The sequence below is a fragment of the Mycobacterium sp. E2479 genome (assembly GCF_001667925.1).
Taxonomy (GTDB): Bacteria; Actinomycetota; Actinomycetes; order Mycobacteriales; family Mycobacteriaceae; genus Mycobacterium.
This window is the reverse complement of the sequence record NZ_LZJR01000082.1, coordinates 1-16,206: the sequence shown is the minus strand read 5'-3', so window position 1 is coordinate 16,206 and position 16,206 is coordinate 1. Positions and strand designations below refer to the sequence as shown.

Genomic DNA, 16,206 nt, shown 5'->3' with positions numbered 1-16,206 from the left:
CCGCTCGGCGATGCTGCCCGGCAACATGTTGGCCAGCAGCGCCTCCGACCGCTGGAACTCAGACTCCATCACCGCCTCGGCGCGCTGCGTGTCACGCAGCGCATACCACACCGTGATGAACACCATGACGCAGGCGGAGATGATGGTGACGACGAACATCATGGACTGTGCCCACGCCGGCACCAGACCCGTATCGCGGGGAACGAGAAACTCCAAGCCGATGACGAGGCCGGCGGCGATCGCCGCCAGGCCTGCGGCCAACGCAATGTGTTCGAGGCCCAGCAGCAACACCACCAGGCAGGCGCCGACCACCAGGAAATATTGGGCGCCCGACGAGGTGCCCGCATCCCAACAGCTTGCGGAGACGGTGACGTAGGCCGCGCCGATAAAGGTCAGCGGGGCGACCAGGTCACCGAAGCGGTGCAGCCACGGCACGCTCGCGAAGATCACGGCCGAGATGACATTGAGGACAAGCATCTGCCAAATCCAGGCACCGGTGACCATCTGCAGCACGACGAAATTGGTGCTGACTACGACCGCCAGCAGGGCCGCGATCGAGAGCACTCGATATTGGCGGGCGGCGCTATCGGCATAGTGCTGATTACGGTCGCGCGCCTGAGCGCGCGCCGCGGCCACGCAGTCCGGGCGCACCGACGAGCCGTCTGGGCGTCCTGGTGAGGCACCACACTTCCTGGCCTCCACGGCTGTAAGCCTAACCGCTGAGCAGCGCGCTTGTCGGCACCCTGGAGGCAAATCGGGGATTGCCCGACCGCCCGGCTGATGAATCCCGCTACTAGCTCGCGATCGGAGTTCGCCGCTTGGCGTACCTCACCTCGGCGATCGGCCGGCTTCCGATCAAATCGGCGTTCCGTCGCGGCCCTTGGCGGCGAGGACTGCGGGCAACCGATCGGGCGCTTGGCCTGACATTTGCGATCGACCCGAAATGTTCTGGGTGTTTGGGCCGCAACCGGCGCTTTTTCATGCCGCGGCACCGGGCAAACCATGCGATCGGCTGTCTCGCCGCACAGATCGGAGCCAGCAGCGCCAGCGTCACAAAAATGGCTTGCTGCACATGTGACACTTCCGTTCTCCAATCTTGGCAGACCGACGCGATCGCCACGGGAGGCGGCGACAGATCAAAGCCTAGGAGAGGACAGCGACGACACCACCTAACGACGCGCCAAATTGGACCTTGCGAATAATCACTATTTGATAACCGCTGAGGACGTCGGGCTCGGGTCGGGTGCTGGAGGATTGATCTCCCGCCCGACAAAACTCGATTATGGCTGGGTGTGATTTCAAAGTGTTGCCGGCAAACCACGTGTAAATTGCCAGCAGCCCGTGTTGCCGATTGGGTTTTTTCCGGAGTAAACGGTGCGTAATTCTTACGGGGTTCTTACACCAGAGTTCATGAAAAATTGTCCGGCCGGATTGAAGAGGGTCAGGGCGTCGGCGGTGTGGCGTGATTGGCATCCGATGCCGTCGTGATCTGGTCAGCGCTGACCGGCGGACAGTTTCGCCGGCAGGGCTCAGTCGCCGCGTTGGACACCAGTCGCGCTAACCCGCCTGCCAATATTCGTTCATCGGCTGGGCGAATTTGTCATTGTTGGTCAGTCGGGGAAGTTGTAGGGAGTCTTCGATCGTGCGGAGCAAGCTGTAGTGGTTGTTGTACTTGGCTGCAACGATGTGGCCTTGGCGCATACCGGAATTCGGTGACGGAATAACGATCATGGGCACGTGATTACCCTCGTTGCCGATGCCCAGTGACAGGTTGTTGTAGTCCTCGTCCCACGTGATGAAGATGGCGCTGCGCTGCTGCTGGAATGCCGGCGAGTTGAGGATCGTCGGCAGCGTCGCCGCGAGGAACTGGTCGCCGGCCTTGATGTTGTATTGATGAGTCGTCAACAGGCTGATGATGAACTCGAGGTTGACGGGGCCCTCCATATTGTGGTTTTCGTCCGCAGCCCACCACACGTAATTCGGAGTGGTGGCGGGCGTGGCGAGGTCCGTGGCCATCCGCTCCAGCGGCAGCACATGTTTTTGGCAACGATCGGTGTTGGCGACTATGTCGTGGAAGGCCAGAAATGGTAGTTCGCCGGGGCTGTAAGGACCCGAGTCTTGCGTGAAACACGGCGCGGGCATGGATTGCTCGTAGGAGGCCCACCCCTTGCCCGCCCTCTCCACGTTGTCGACCAGGTTGGGTTGGTCGAAGCAGTCCAACTCGCAGTTGTAGTTGAAGCCGAAATCGGATCCGCCGAGGATCGGATAGTAGTTCGGCAGGCTCGGATGTGTTTGCGCGTAGTAGTTTTCGCCATAACCATAGTTGTTGATCAAGCCGTTGATGTATGGCGCATTGCGGCTGCCGACAATGTCCTTCACGCCATGGTTTTCCAGGTAGATCATGAATATGTGGTCCAGGGGCCCGACTTTCGATGCCGGTGGCGTCGGCGGCGGCGGTTGAGGCAGGGGGGCGCCGACAGTGAACGAGACATTGTCGGCGTAGGCGTTGTTGTAGCTGCCGATCACCGGGTTTCTGTCTTTGAGTGTCACGACCACACTCGCGCCGCGCGTTCCACGGGGAATCGTGCCGATGGTCTCGCGTTGGAGGAGAGCGGTTTTCAAGCGGCGATCGAGCACGGTGACCGGCCCGATCTTGCCAGCACCCAGCGGCGATTGTCCATCGGCGGCAACGAATGTGACGGTGACCGACGCTTCCGACGGGTCTTCAAGGAAGCCCCCGAGCCATCCACTCAGCCTGTATGGCACGGTGCCGGTGTCGATTTGCGGTGCCGCGCCGGACAGGTCGACGAACTGGGTGAGCGTTGATGTGGCCACGTTTCCACCGCCGAAAAATTGCACGGCGCCGTCGGGGGGTCCGTTCTGTGCCCGCGGAAACCCCAGGGCGGCTGGCAGAGTCGGGCCCGGCGAGCCGAGCGGCCATGGCAGGCGGCGCGCGGTGCCATACCTGATCACGGTCGGCGTGCCGGTCACGGTCCACGCCGGGATGGACACCGAACTGTACGCCGACAGGGACGGGTCGCCGAACTCGGCACCCGGATTCATCAACAGATTCGGGCTCATCACCACGGCGGCCGACACCCTCGGCGCGGTGAACGCCGACAGGACCAGCAGGGCAGCCCCGGCGGCGGCACCAGCCACACGACCGAGTTGACAGAACATCAGGTACCACCTCTGCGGTTAGGCGCCGCGAATTGCTCCGTCGATCGTGAGGTACGTCACGCCGAACTCCTACGTTCTTGCACGAATTGATATCCAGCAGTTGCCATTCGGTGACCGAGTTGGTGACGCGATCATCAGCAAAATCGTGTATGGGCCGCCTCGAGGCCCCGAGGAAGGCCGGCCTCTACGGGCCGGTCAGCGCAACGCCGTGCCAGGCGACGCGTGAGGACGCTGAACTGCCCGCGGGCACGGCACAGGTACCAACGGCGGACGCGGCAGCCAGAGGAATGGCGGTGACGTCTCTAATTACTCGATCGTGCCGGTCAGATCGAACTCAGCCAGGGTACGCTGAGCCAGCTCTTGCAACGCCTGCTTGGTGTTCTCGGCACCGGGTTGGTAGGCGTTGATGGTGAGGTAGATCTTGGAGCCACCGGTGCTCCAAGACTGGAGGGTCATTTGACCCCCCGTTTGATCGAGCCACTGTCGCGTCACGTGTTGCCCTGTCGCCCGGGTCATGACAAGTTCGCCGTAGGTGCCGTCGAGGCGGCACACCAGCGGGTCGAAGTCGCCGAGATTCGAGCAAAGCATGGGGACGTCGGGGTCCGTGAACCCCGCGTCGACCATCCGTTTCAACGCCTGCTTCGGGGTGAACGGGATCAGCGAACGTAATTGCAGTGCCTCGTCTGGAGTCTCCCGCAGCGTCGTGAGCGCTCGCGTGATCTCGGCACGGAGGTCACGCAGATCCGTCGTCACCCGCGCCGGATCGACGCGGACGACCGCGATCGACATCGCGTTTGCCCGCGTGTCGCCCTCAGTGCGGTCGTTCATCGGCAGATGCAAGGTGACCAGACCATCACCGTCACGCCGACGCCCCACGTGCTCAGCGAATTTCGCGGCAAACCCTGCCACCAGTGTCTTACTCGTTCCGCCGAGCTCCTTTGCGCGGGCATCCCAGTCCGCCGCGTCGAGCTGGATCCAGGCGGCCGGCACGACGATTGGGTCATCGCCCTCACATGCGCGGAGCTTGACGGGTCGCGACGCCTGCGATCGGGCGAGATCGTGCCGCGCCCGACGGGCCATCTTCGCCGCGACGACGACAGCCCGGGCAACGTCCGGGACGTCCCGCGCGGTGTGGCGGGCGTCCTCAACCACCGCGCGCCAGCGAGTACGTGAGCGCGGGAGTGGATAGCCGAGGGCGGCAGGGTTACCCAGTTTGGCATCAACGACCGCGAGGGCGAGTCCGAGGCCGTCGAGCAGGTAGTGGGAAAGGACCAAGCTGACCGCGGTTGAGCCGTCGGTAAGAGGAAGCACGCCAAACTGCCAACCGCGGCGCTGTTCGACATCGATCGGCAGTTGTGAACGTTCATCAGCCCAGTCGCTGAGCTCATTGCGTGGACGGGCGCAGTCTGCGACGTCGATATCGGACGGTCCGCTATCCAACACCCAGCGAGCCCGGCCAAAGGGCAGCGGCGAGCGCTCAATGCGCCGTCCCAGCAACCCGTGACTGAGATTGCGGTGTAAACGTCTCAGCTCGGCGAAGTCGATAGCGTGCTCATAAATCCACACGCACTGGATGACGAGGTTCAGACCCGCGGCGCGATGGCCGGCAAACAATCCTTGATCCACCAACGCGATCCGATTATCCGGCCGCGCATCAACGCGTGATGCGCGGGTCTCAAAGTATGCGCGTGCACGGCCCGGCCAATTCATCACATGAGAGTAGCCGAGCCCGCCTTTCGGCCAGCACGCGATACCACGCGGTTTGCGGCTGAGCGCAGGAAACCTTTTTTGCCTTCGCTCACCTGCTTACCAACGACATCGACCCGGCTGAATAAAGGCCTGCAACGGGGCTTTTCGAGTGCTTTGAATGACCCACACCGGTCATGACAATGGTCCCGGTACTAGTCAGTCGAAGCCAATTGGCGCCCGCCGGTCCGGCCGGCAGAGGAACCAGGCATCATGACTGGTGCCCCCGCCTTCGCGCACGACAACCGAAAGGCCAAACCTCCGCGATGCAATTCGTGCTGGCCGTTTATGGAACGCGCGGCGACGCCGAGCCTGGAGTCGCTGTCGGTCGTGAACTGCTGGGCCGTGGGCACGACGTACGCATGGCCGTCGCGCCCGACCTGGTTGGCTTCGTCGAGTCGGCGGGGCTTACCGCGACCGCCTGCGGGCCGGATGCGCGGGCGTGGCAGGACGTCCACCGCGACCTGTTGGTGCGGTTGTTCCGCGCACCGTGGAAGGTCCAGGAACTCAGCAGGTTGGTGCGCGAAGATCGGGATCTGTTCAACCAGCTCTGGGAGGAGACCAGCAAGGCTCTGATGTCGCTGGCGGATGGGGCCGACGTGCTGGTCACCAGCGCCATCGGTGAGCAGTCCGCGGCCAACATCGCGGAGTATTACGACGTTAAGTTGGCCATGCTGCATACCTTCCCGATCCGGGCCAACGGCCAACTCCTTCCTGGCCTGCCGGCGCCGGTAGGCCGTTCCGCGATGACGATGTCCGAGCGGCTGAGTTGGCCCATGATGAAGAGGCCCGACGACGCGCAGCGCCGCAAACTCCGGCTACCGAAGGCAACGGGTCTGTGGTCGCGACGAGTCGCTGAACGCGGATCGCTGGAAATACAGGCATACGACGAGGTGTGCTTTCCGGGGCTGGCGGCCGAATGGGCGAAGTCGGATTGCCGGCGGCCCTTCGTCGGTGCGCTGACGATCGAATTGCCTACGGATGCCGATGCGGACGTCGCGTCGTGGATCGCCGCGGGGAACCCGCCAATTTTCTTCGGGTTTGGCAGCACGCCGGTCAAGTCTCCCGCCGAAACGGTGGCCATGATCGGCGAGGCTTGCGCGCAGTTGGGCGAGCGGGCGTTGATTTGTTCCGCAGAGACCGATTTCAGCGACGTTCCGTGTTTCGAGCACGTCAAGACCGTGGGCGCGATGAATTACGCGGCCGCCTTTCCCGCGTGCCGCGCGGTCGTGCATCATGGCGGCACCGGCACCACGGCGGCGGGTCTACGCGCCGGAGTTCCGACGTTGATCCTCCCGACGTTCGGCGATCAGACGCTCTGGGGAACCCAGGTCAAGAGGCTGAAAGTTGGTTCCGCCCGGCGGTTTTCGAGCACCACCCGCGAATCGCTGGCTGCGGACCTGCGCCGGGTCCTCGACCCGGAATGCGTTGCCCGTGCTAGTGAGATCTCCGCCCGGATGACCAAATCCGCCGAAAGCGTTGCGGCCGCCGCCGATCTTTTGGAAGACTTCGGCCGGCGCGAACCCTGAGCTGAGCATCGGGCCCCGCGTGTGCGCTCCGCGCGCTGGCATGGCACCCTATTGCACATCTGTGCAGTGAGCGGGATGACGCTAGATGGGCGGGGTAATGCCGGCATGCGTATTCGGGCGTAGCGACGCCGAGATCGACTCCTTGGTGCGTGGCCAGCGGTCTGGGATCGCGGTCGTGGGCTGCGGCTACATCGGCACGGTGATCGGTGCGGTGCTCGCAGACCGTGGCTGGCCGGTGACGGGGATCGACGTGCGGCAGAGCGTCGTCGACGAGATCAACCTGGGCAAGACCACCGTGCCTGAGCCCGGGCTCGGCGAGCTCGTGTCCGACAACGTGCGAGTCGGCCGGCTTCGCGCCACGACCGATTTCGGCGCCGTCGCCGACAACGATTTCGTGATTGTGAACGTGGGTACGCCGCTCGGTCCGGGCTACGAGCCCATCGTCGACGACATCAAGGCGGCGGCGCGGGCCGTGGGGGAGCACCTGCGGCCAGGCCACATCGTCATGCTCAAGAGCACGGTGCCGCCCGACACCACCGAAACCGTCGTTCTGCCGATCCTGGAAGAGGCCTCGGGTCTGCGGGCCGGGGTCGACTTCGGGTTGGCGTTCTGCCCCGAGCGGATCGCCGAAGGCCAAGCCATCCGCGAGCTCACGTCGATCCCCGTCGTGGTGGGCGCCGTCGATGAGCGCAGCGCTCGCGCTTGCGCGACATTGTGGCGACATGCCCTTGGAGTCGACTCCGTCGTCGTCGACAACCCCCGGACCGCCGAGATGGTCAAGCTGGCCGACAACCTCTGGGTGGACCTCAACGTGGCGCTGGCGAACGAGCTGGCCAAGGTATGCGACAGGCTCGGCATGGACGCCCTGCAAGTCATCGACGCCGCCAACACGATGCCGAAGGGCGGCGGCGACGTGAACATCTTGAGGCCGAGTATGGGAGTCGGCGGTTCCTGCCTGACGAAGGATCCGTGGTTCGTCAATCATCTGGGCGTGTCCGTCGGACTGGACCTGGCAATCCCGCGGACGTCGAGGACTGTCAACGACACGATGCCCGCCTACACCTACGGGCTGCTCGAGCAGCTCCTCGCCGATCAGGGCAAGGCGCTTGAGACGAGCAGGATCGCGGTGCTGGGCATCGCGTTCAAGAACAACACCGGCGACTGCCGCCTCACACCCGCCAAGTCCGTCATCAACCTGCTCGAGGAGTCCGGCTGCCGGCTTTCGATCCATGACCCGTGGGTGACGGACGCGCAGGCCCTGACGGTGACGAAGATTCCCCTGACCGCAGACATCGATTCGGCGGTTGAAGATGCGGATGCGTTGGTGCTCCTCGCGGGCCACCGACACTTCCACCAGGTGCCCCTGGTCCGGCTCGCCGACTTGGCGGGGCCCCGGTGTGCGTTCCTCGACGGGCGGAATAGCTTCGACCCGGCGGCGGTGCGCACAGCGGGCTTCGTCTACAAGGGCATCGGCCGGTAGGCGTGCCTGAACCCGAAATGAAAGAGCGTTCATGTCCAATGTCGTCGTGACTGGCGGCTACGGCTTCATCGGATCGCACCTGGTCGCCGCGTTGCTCGGACGCGGGGACACGGTCACGGTGTTCGACCTTGAAAAAGACACGCCCGACAGCGATCTCGACTTCGACCGGCACGCCAACTTCCGGTTCGTGCGGGGTGACGTCACCGATCTGGCCGCGCTCCAGAGTGCCCTGACCCCCGACGTGGACAAGGTTTTCCACCTGGCCGCGATTGTCGGTGTCAACAACTATCTCAAAGACCCGCTGCAGGTTCTCGATGTCAACGTGACCGGCACTCGCAACGTCCTCGAGCTGAGCCGTCGACACCAAGCGCATGTGGTGTTCGCCAGCACATCTGAGGTGTTCGGGAGGAACCCGAACCCACCGTTCGCCGAGGACGACGATCGCGTTCTCGGTTCCACACGAACCGCGCGGTGGAGCTACAGCACCAGTAAGGCCATGGGTGAACATCTCGTTTTCGCGATGCATGCGTCTCACGCACTGCCGGTGACGGTCGTTCGCTACTTCAACGTATATGGTCCGCGGCAACCTCCGATTTTCGTGATTTCGCAGAGCATTCACCGGATCCTGAATGGCCGCCGGCCGTTGCTCTACGACTCCGGAGACCAGACGCGGTGCTTCACCTACGTCGACGACGCCGTCGCCGGCACCTTGCTCGCGGCCGAGAGCAGCGCGGCGATCGGCGAGGCCTTCAACATCGGCAGCATGACCGAGACGACTGTGGGCGACGCTGTCGCTGTGGCGATCAAGATCGCCGATGTCGCCTCGGTGACGGGTGTCGAAACCGTTGACACCGCGGCTCGTTACGGGGATCGCTATGAGGACATTCCTAGCCGTATCCCCGATTCGACCAAGGCGCAACGGGAGTTGGGTTGGCGCATCCAGGTAGACCTCGAGGAAGGGGTCCGTCGCACCATCGATTGGGCGCGGGCGAATCCCTGGTACCTCAAGGGATTTACTGTGCATCAATCTGTTGCTGGAGGACCAACTGAACGAGATCAGTAAAGAGTGCCGGCTATGCGGATCGACCGGCCCTCATCGACCCGTTGTAGTTCGCGAAATGATGTATGGAACCCGCGAGCGGTTCGACTACTATCTTTGCGCTGCGTGTGAGACGTTACAAATTGCGCATGTGCTCGACGGTGAAGAGCTCATGCGCCATTATCCCCGAAATTATCACTCGTACAACGACCCTGGGATACTCCGATGGCTCATTACGCAGCAGGACCGCTACAAGTTGCGTGCCGGCGGCCGGCTCGTCGGCGCCCTGTTAACGAGGCGCTTGGCCGACGGTATCCTTCGCCTTCTCCTCGGCGGAGACGCGCTCGGCATGATCGCCGCGCTCCCGCTCGACCGTGACGCGCGAATTCTGGACGTGGGTTGCGGCAGCGGTTTGCTGCTTGACCGATTGGCCAGAGTGGGATTCACCAACTTGTGTGGTGCGGATCCGTTCATCGCCGGCGATGGCCAGACGCGGCGAGGAGTACCGTTGCTGAAGCGCGATTTCGGTGAAGTGACGGGCGAATTCGATCTCATCATGTTCAACCATTCGCTCGAGCATGTTTCAGACCCGGTCGCAATGCTCAAGATGGCACGCGAGAAACTCGCTGCCGGAGGCTTTTGCCTGGCTCGCGTTCCGACGACTTCGTCCGAAGCGTGGACCAGTTATGCGGCTGACTGGGTGCAGATCGATGCCCCTCGGCATTTCGTCATACCTTCGTGTCAATCAATGGCACTGGCAGCTGACAAGGCGGGGCTGCGGGTGGAGCGGACATTTGATGATTCGAATTTGGGTCAGTTTCTGGGGAGCGAAGCCTATCGGCGAGGCGTGGCGGTGACCGACCCGCAAATCCTGCGGCTGTTTGGGATAAGGCAGATGTGGAAGTGGGCAAAACGCACGGATCGGCTCAACCAGCAGGGTCGTGGCGACCAGAAGGGTTTTGTCCTGCGGGCCAAGTGATCTGATCAGATGACGCCAGCGCCCCTTGCCACCAGCGACAGGCTAACCACCGCGAAGATCGCGGCCAGAACCTGCGCACGGTGGGCAAGCGCCCATTCGTGCAACGGTTGCAACACCGCTTTGGTTTTCTCCGGCGTGAGCAGGTAGCTCAGCAGGGTTATCTCGAAGACCGCAAGCATCCCGACGACGAATGCGATGGCGGCGATGACCTGCGTGCCGATCGGGGCTCCCGACGCCACGATGGTGGTGTCCACGAGCAAGACCAGCAGCGGGCCCGGCAGGATGGACATGCCCACCAGCACGGCCACCCACAACGATCCGTTCTCCCACGCATCGTTGACGTGGCCGACCAGCCGCCGGATTGCAGATTCGCGTTCGTTCGCCGCATCATCGTCGCGGCCCTGCGGCAGCGAGAGTCCGCTTTCATTCGAGTCGAGCTTCGCGGTCGAAAAGTTGGCGACCTGTGCCGGCATGCTTCGCCGCGCTCGGGAGCGCACCAGGATCAGCGCTGCGATCGCCAGCCCCAGTACACCCAGTCCGACTTGAATATGGCGGGCCATCGAGTTCGGGCCCGCGGCGGCTAATTCATGGGCGGTAGATCTGAACGCCGGCATGACGTGCAGTGCCACCAGCGGAACCAATAAGGCGGGAACGTTCGTGATCAGGCAGCCTACCCAGCAAGCGAGCAGGCTTTGCACCGGTCGCGGACGGGAAATCAGCAGGAGGATGAGGCCGAGAAGCACAGGATTGAGCGCCCACAGAAGCGCCATCCCGAGCACGGAACCCCACACCGGCCGAGACACTACCCTGCCCAGTTCCCAGCGGCCGGTCGCGGTCCCCGTCGGCCGACCGGCGGCGACCGTTGCGGCCGTCGGAAGGGCGCCCCGCTAGTTATGCCGCGTCAACCAACCTGTCGTGGGCGGGCGAAGTTTTCCAGGAGATCGGCGGTGTGGGCTACGCTTTCGGTCGGTTTCGTCGTCCGGGTGGCCACCCCGCGGGCCCGCGAGACATATTCGTGGTCGAGGATCGTGCGCAGGTCCGCGACCAGCGATTCCCGGCTAACGCTCGAAAAGCGGCGCCCGAAGCCTACTTTCAGCCGTTTCACCTGGGCGGCCCAGAGCGCCTGATCGGGCGCCGTCCAAAGGACGAGCATGGGCACTCCGGCGCGCAAACCCGCGGCTATGGTGCCCATGCCCCCGTGGTGCACGACCGCGCGGCAGGCGGGAAAGACCGCCGCGTAATTCACCGCGTCCACCACCTTGACGTGGTCGAAATGGGGGAGATCGCTGAAGTCGCTCCAGCCGGAACAGACCACAGCCCGCTCGCCCAATTGCGCGCAGGCCGCGCCGATCATGGCGAGGGTGTCGGACGGAGATTTGACCGGAGTGCTGCCGAAGCCGAAGAAGATCGGTGGCGTTCCCGCGGCGATCCACGACGCCACCTCTTCATCGGCGTCGGTGGTCAGCTCCATCGTCAGCGCGCCGACAAAGGGACGTTGGCCGTTCGATCCCGCCCATTCGGCCGCCAGCCCGGGAAAGCACACTTCTTCGTAGGCCTGGATTTCCACCCAATCTCGCTCGGCGATCCGTCGCGGCAGCGGACCATTCGCTTTCGGAAGGCCCAGTGCAGAGCGTTGGGCGTCCTCGAGCTTTTTTGCCGCGCGCCACGCGACCGACTCGTACACCCTCATCGTCGAGCGCCCCACCGGCGCCGGCAGGAAAGACAGGAACTGCCCGCTGGCCCGCACGGGGAAGATGTGCACCGTGGCCAGCGGAATGTTGTGATACTCGGCGACGTTGGCAGCGGCCTGCTCGAAGTTCAGCCCGCTGACCAGTAAATCGGCACCGTCGGCCAGCGACTTCAGCGAGGCGCAGATCTGATCCCAGCGGTGGATGACCGGATCCGCGATCTCGTGCCGCAGCTCGATCAGGTGCCGGACTTTCCAGAAGTTGCGGAAGAAATCCGTCCAGAAGGTGCGGTGGGCGTCCAGAATCGGCCGCACCTCCGGCCCGAAGGCGACCGCTGCAAGCCCAACCGACTCGGCGAAGCCGACCAAGTCGGGTGGGACGGCCATGCGGACGTCGTGCCCGCGGCGCAGCAGCTCACGGCCGATCGCGACGCATGGCTCGACATCGCCGCGACTCCCGAAGGTTGCAAGCGCGAATTTCATTGCTGATCTTGGCCTTTCGCTTCCGGGCGGGTTGTCGCCAGCGGCGGGTCTTAGGCCCAGGTGCCTTTGCGACGGTGGGCGAGTGCGGCGATTTCGAAGATGAGCTTGCGTGGGACGAAGCGCTGCGCCTTGACGACGCGCTGGTAGTTGTCGAACGCGGTGCCCAGGCGTTGTTCATTGGCCCGGTACTCGCAGAAGACCTGGTCCAGCTCTTGTTGGCACCACGGGTCGCCGCCCGCGGCCCGGTGCAGATTGCGGTAGGTCGTCGTCAGCCACTCAGTGCCGAATGGTTCCGGGCACGCTGATCCGCCGGCCCGTTGGTGGCGGTCATCGGGGGCGAGGAACTCGTTGATCGCGGGCTCGTCTGGGTTGAGATCGACGTCCAGGGCCGTGGACATGCGTTTGACCTCGCGCCGCCAATCCTCGAGGAGGAAGGAATACTCCACGAACACCCGGGCCCGCCCGCGGGTGTAGCGCTCGGCGAGCAGGCTGCTTTTCAGCCAGAGGGCGGCGGCGAGTTCGGGTTTGATGACCGGCATCATCGCGGTGACGGACTTGATGACCTCGTGGGGATGGCGTAGCGCGATCACGGTGCCGACGTTGTAACCGGCGGTGCGGGCGGCCTCGAACCACAGCCGGGTTATCGAGGTCATCTGCAGGTCCTTGATGACGTAAAGGTTCGACGGCGGCAGCGCTGTGAGGTAGGCGTTGATCTCGGCGATGTCGCGTCTGTCGGCGGATTCTTCGTGGAGGCGCAGAGTGGGGTCAAAGGCGGCGCTGCCATGGCGGCGCAGAATTTTCTCGTTCAGGTAGCTGGCTTGGCGTGGTTCCCAGAAGCCGCGCGGGTTGGCTTTGGAGGCGCCGAGCATGCCGGGCGGCAGCGCGGCGCCGGACAGGGACAGGACGCGTGTCATCGCGGAGGTGCCGGACCGGGCCATCCCCAGCACGAACAAGACGGTTGTCATTAGCCCCTCTCCTCAAGGCAATCGGCTACCGACCGTGGCGTCGCACTGGACCCCGGTCAAACGGGGTTAATAGTACGTGTGTGTAAGAGTGCGCGCGACAGCCACGGCCTCACAGATGACCTGATGGTCATCGTCAGTGGCGTGTGACCGGGGGTGCTCCGATATACCTTCCGTTAAGCGCAAAGTCATTTAAGGCTATCGAAAGGTCTTGTCGCAAAGCCTCATTCGAGTTTGCATAGCCGGGCTGATGAACGGTGACCGAGACGAAGACCTGGCCCTGCGCGGTCCCCGACAGCACATACAGGGCTCCGCCCAGACGGTGCATCAAAGCTTCGGTCACGCCCTGGTAAGAAAGCCTCGCGGCGAAGAGGTCGGCGTCTGTGCCGTCCGGTCGGATGACGGCCGGGTTGATCACACCGATGTTGGATGAGACGACCGTGTTGTCGACGAGCCGGACAAGGCGTTTGGGCAACAGACCCAACAGGGGGACGAACGCCAACACAGCCCGCTCGTCGTCGCGAAGCTCCCGGTGATTAGTCAGCGCTCCCTTGACCGCGGTCCGAATGTCGCGCAGGTCCCTGGTCGCGGGCGCGGCGTCGACCGTGACGGTGAGATGGCTGACCGCGTTGGCGCGGGTATCCCCGGCGGCGCGCTCGTTGACCGGCATCTTTATCAGGACCGAGCCGTCCGCGGTGACTCGACCCATTCGCTGGGCCAGGCGGGCCGCCAGTCCAAGCAGCAGCACGTTGCTGGTCCCGCCCAGCGCGCGAGCGCGCGTCTCCCACTCGTCGGCATCGACGAAGACCGTCGCCGTTGGGGGCGTGAGGGGTTCGGCGGCGCCGGTGGGCAGCCGAAGTGGCGTGGTAGACGGCGCGGCTCCGGCGCCCTGGCGAAGGGCACGCCGGGTCAGCCGTGCCGCGGCCGCGGCGCCGCGGCCGAGAGCGGGGATGTCGCGCACGGATTGACGGGCGTCCTCGCGCAGAGCCTGCCACCGCCGGCGCGATCGGGCGCCAGGCCAGTCGATCGGGTCATCGCGGCCATCGGCCGCATGCGCCATCGCCTCCAACAACCCGATCCCGTCGGCGATGCAGTGTGAGACGGCCAAGCTCACCGCCGCGCCGCCGTCGCTGAAGGGCAACACGGCAAGGTGCCATCCAGGCCCGTGTTGGGCAGCGATGGGCGCCGCGGCCTGCTCGTCGAGCCACGCGTCGAGTTCCGCACGCGGGCGAGGCCTCGCGACGATCTCGATCTCGGAGGGACGGTCGGGCGATACCCACCGGTGGCGGCCGAACCGCAATGGTGACGGTTCGATGCGGCGGGCCAAGCATCCCCGCTGAAGATGATGATGGAACTTCCGCAGACCATCGATGTCGACCGGACGGCTATACACCCAGAACGGATGTGGGATCGATGCGACTCCCGTCACTCGCTCCGCGTCGAACGTGAGCTGGTCGTGCGGATCCAGCAGGTTGTCCATCGTCGTACCGTACTTCCGACTGCGCGTGTGGGTGAATGCTGGTCTAGGAATCGAGCGTGACCCGTTGCGGGACAACATCGTTGCTCCCGGGACTGCGGGGCGCCATCGCGGGGAACATCAGGGCAGCGAGCGGCCAAGGTAGTGTGTCCGGCCATGTGGGGCTCAGTGCTGGCACTGGCGCTTGTGACGGCACTAAACCCAATGCGCCTCGCCGTCATGCTTCTCGTGATCTCCCGGCCACCGCCCCTTCAAAACCTGCTCGCCTACGTGGCGGGTTGCTTGGCCGGATGCATTCCGGCCGTGGTGGTTCCGCTGACACTGCTGCACATCACGCCGACTTTCAAATCGTTTGCCGACGATCTGGCGACGAGCACCATCGTCCGGGAACTCAGGATCGGCATGGGTGTACTTGCGCTATCCGTCGGCGCTCTGATCATCGTGCGCTCGGTGACCCAGCGCCGGCGTCGGCCCGAACACCTGCCCGTAACCGGGTGCGACGCCTCGACGCAGGTGCTGGGCCAAAACACACCGCCCATTATCACGCGGGTGCTGAACCGCGCTCGGGGTGCGGCGACGGAGCGCGGCCCTGTCTTGCGGCGGTTGCTCGGCCGCGTCCACCATGCATGGGAAAACGGGTCCCGGTGGGTCGCGTTCGTGATCGGCTTGGCATTCGGCGGCGTGGAACCCGATGTCGGTCTGCTGCTACTCGCGATCATCGTGGCCTCGGGAGCTGCGATCGGCACGCAGGTCAGTGCCGCCATCGCGTTCGTCATCGGGGTGCTAGCCATAGCCGAGATGACCCTGCTCAGTTACTTGGCCATGCCAGCGAAAACGCAAACCGTCCTGCAACGGTTACACGACTGGGCATTGGCGCACCGTCGCAAAATCCTGGTAGCGATGCTCGCGGTGGCCGGAGTGTCGCTGATCCTCAGCGGCGTCGGCACCGAACGAGGCCGGCCAGTTGACAACTCGCAGCGGTCGGCGGTTATCGGGAGTTATAGTCACATCGCGCACTGCGCCGCCCATCGCGGGTTAGCCGTTAACGACTTAGCACCACAGACATAGGGCAGTTCGCTGCAGCTTAGAGGGAGAGTCCATTGCCGCGGGACGCGCGATGAAATGTGTGCTGGCGAGCTACGGAACGCGTGGCGATGTGGAGCCCTGCGTCGCTGTCGGTCGCGAACTGCTGCGCCGCGGCCACGAGGTGCGCATGGCCGTGCCGCCCGATCTGGTCGGCTTCGCCGAAGCGGCTGGACTTAGCGCTGCCGCGTACGGACCGGACACGCGCGAGTGGTGGAGCGCGCACCGCGATTTATGGACGCGCTCATTCCACAACTTCTGGAAGGTACGAGAACTGATCGGGTCGTGGCGCGAGATCGGGGAATCCGTCACCAACTACTGGGCGGATATCACCGCGACGCTGCGGTCGCTGGCTGACGGCGCCGACCTGTTGGTCACCTTTTTGAATTTCGAGCAGCCCGCCGCCAATGTTGCCGAGTATTACGGCATTCCACTGGCCACGCTGCATCTGTCCCCGGTGCGGGTCAACGGCCAGGTTTTGCCATTCCTGTCGCCGCCGTGGGGCCGCTGCGCGGTGAGGGCGTACGAGTGGGTGAGCTGGCGGGGGATGAAGAGGTTCGA

General features: G+C 64.3%; 13 protein-coding genes and 1 pseudogene. 7 read left to right on the top strand and 7 right to left on the bottom strand.

The features are described 5' to 3' along the window. A pseudogene (locus A5686_RS11500) lies at nt 1-702 on the bottom strand (adenylate/guanylate cyclase domain-containing protein); the annotation flags it as partial. An 855-nt stretch (nt 703-1,557) separates the two neighbouring features. Further along, nucleotides 1,558-2,835 carry an alkaline phosphatase family protein gene (locus tag A5686_RS11490; protein ID WP_231986351.1) on the bottom strand — a complete coding sequence of 426 codons (1,278 nt, stop codon included), beginning with the start codon at nt 2,833-2,835 and terminating at the stop codon, nt 1,558-1,560. Between the two features lie 121 nt (nt 2,836-2,956). Here A5686_RS11490 and A5686_RS27950 point away from each other — a divergent pair, with 121 nt between their 5' ends. Then, entirely contained in the window at nt 2,957-3,172 is a 216-nt protein-coding gene (locus A5686_RS27950; RefSeq protein WP_231986350.1) for a hypothetical protein, read from the top strand. A 314-nt stretch (nt 3,173-3,486) separates the two neighbouring features. Here the strand turns inward: A5686_RS27950 and A5686_RS11485 are convergent, their stop codons facing one another. Beyond that, nucleotides 3,487-4,890, bottom strand: coding sequence for a hypothetical protein (locus tag A5686_RS11485; RefSeq protein WP_067934163.1), 1,404 nt, complete (start codon nt 4,888-4,890; stop codon nt 3,487-3,489). Nucleotides 4,891-5,192: 302 nt separating this feature from the next. On the opposite strand from A5686_RS11485, the gene A5686_RS11480 reads away from it, so the two are divergent. The 4 genes from A5686_RS11480 (at nt 5,193) to A5686_RS11465 (ending at nt 9,953) form a co-directional block, all read left to right on the top strand. Further along, nucleotides 5,193-6,455: a glycosyltransferase gene (locus tag A5686_RS11480; RefSeq protein ID WP_067934162.1), complete on the top strand. Its 1,263-nt coding sequence runs from the start codon at nt 5,193-5,195 to the stop codon at nt 6,453-6,455. Between the two features lie 85 nt (nt 6,456-6,540). Further along, a complete protein-coding gene (locus tag A5686_RS11475; protein ID WP_231986349.1) occupies nt 6,541-7,935 on the top strand; it encodes a nucleotide sugar dehydrogenase in 1,395 nt (464 codons plus the stop codon). Between the two features lie 31 nt (nt 7,936-7,966). Continuing rightward, a complete protein-coding gene (locus A5686_RS11470) occupies nt 7,967-8,998 on the top strand; it encodes an NAD(P)-dependent oxidoreductase (protein WP_067934160.1) in 1,032 nt (343 codons plus the stop codon). A gap of 55 nt (nt 8,999-9,053) precedes the next feature. Continuing rightward, complete coding sequence (locus A5686_RS11465) at nt 9,054-9,953, top strand: class I SAM-dependent methyltransferase (protein WP_067934158.1); 900 nt, start codon at nt 9,054-9,056, stop codon at nt 9,951-9,953. A gap of 5 nt (nt 9,954-9,958) precedes the next feature. Here A5686_RS11465 and A5686_RS11460 read toward each other — a convergent pair whose 3' ends face one another. From A5686_RS11460 to A5686_RS11445, 4 genes are all read right to left on the bottom strand, one after another. Then, the gene (locus A5686_RS11460) at nt 9,959-10,744 is read right to left on the bottom strand and encodes a GAP family protein (RefSeq protein WP_067934156.1); all 786 of its coding nucleotides are present in this window, start codon (nt 10,742-10,744) and stop codon (nt 9,959-9,961) included. 110 nt (nt 10,745-10,854) lie between these two features. After that, nucleotides 10,855-12,123, bottom strand: a complete 1,269-nt coding sequence (locus tag A5686_RS11455) for a glycosyltransferase (protein WP_067934155.1) — start codon at nt 12,121-12,123, stop codon at nt 10,855-10,857. A gap of 50 nt (nt 12,124-12,173) precedes the next feature. Further along, nucleotides 12,174-13,088: a sulfotransferase family protein gene (locus A5686_RS11450; RefSeq protein WP_231986348.1), complete on the bottom strand. Its 915-nt coding sequence runs from the start codon at nt 13,086-13,088 to the stop codon at nt 12,174-12,176. Between the two features lie 133 nt (nt 13,089-13,221). Continuing rightward, on the bottom strand, nt 13,222-14,565 hold the full coding sequence (locus tag A5686_RS11445) for a hypothetical protein (protein WP_067934153.1): 1,344 nt from the start codon (nt 14,563-14,565) through the stop codon (nt 13,222-13,224). A 153-nt stretch (nt 14,566-14,718) separates the two neighbouring features. On the opposite strand from A5686_RS11445, the gene A5686_RS11440 reads away from it, so the two are divergent. Beyond that, nucleotides 14,719-15,630, top strand: coding sequence for a GAP family protein (locus A5686_RS11440; RefSeq protein WP_082947599.1), 912 nt, complete (start codon nt 14,719-14,721; stop codon nt 15,628-15,630). Nucleotides 15,631-15,679: 49 nt separating this feature from the next. Then, a partial coding sequence (locus A5686_RS11435) for a glycosyltransferase (RefSeq protein ID WP_197520552.1) occupies nt 15,680-16,206 on the top strand: 527 nt, incomplete at its 3' end.

What these genes read in the sequence shown, in the direction of transcription:
- A5686_RS11485 (WP_067934163.1), bottom strand. Translation starts at nt 4,890, where the DNA reads ATGAATTGGCCGGGCCGTGCACGCGCATACTTTGAGACCCGCGCATCA.
- A5686_RS11480 (WP_067934162.1), top strand. Translation starts at nt 5,193, where the DNA reads ATGCAATTCGTGCTGGCCGTTTATGGAACGCGCGGCGACGCCGAGCCT.
- A5686_RS11475 (WP_231986349.1), top strand. Translation starts at nt 6,541, where the DNA reads ATGGGCGGGGTAATGCCGGCATGCGTATTCGGGCGTAGCGACGCCGAG.
- A5686_RS11470 (WP_067934160.1), top strand. Translation starts at nt 7,967, where the DNA reads ATGTCCAATGTCGTCGTGACTGGCGGCTACGGCTTCATCGGATCGCAC.
- A5686_RS11465 (WP_067934158.1), top strand. Translation starts at nt 9,054, where the DNA reads ATGATGTATGGAACCCGCGAGCGGTTCGACTACTATCTTTGCGCTGCG.
- A5686_RS11455 (WP_067934155.1), bottom strand. Translation starts at nt 12,123, where the DNA reads ATGAAATTCGCGCTTGCAACCTTCGGGAGTCGCGGCGATGTCGAGCCA.
- A5686_RS11450 (WP_231986348.1), bottom strand. Translation starts at nt 13,088, where the DNA reads ATGACAACCGTCTTGTTCGTGCTGGGGATGGCCCGGTCCGGCACCTCC.
- A5686_RS11445 (WP_067934153.1), bottom strand. Translation starts at nt 14,565, where the DNA reads ATGGACAACCTGCTGGATCCGCACGACCAGCTCACGTTCGACGCGGAG.
- A5686_RS11440 (WP_082947599.1), top strand. Translation starts at nt 14,719, where the DNA reads ATGTGGGGCTCAGTGCTGGCACTGGCGCTTGTGACGGCACTAAACCCA.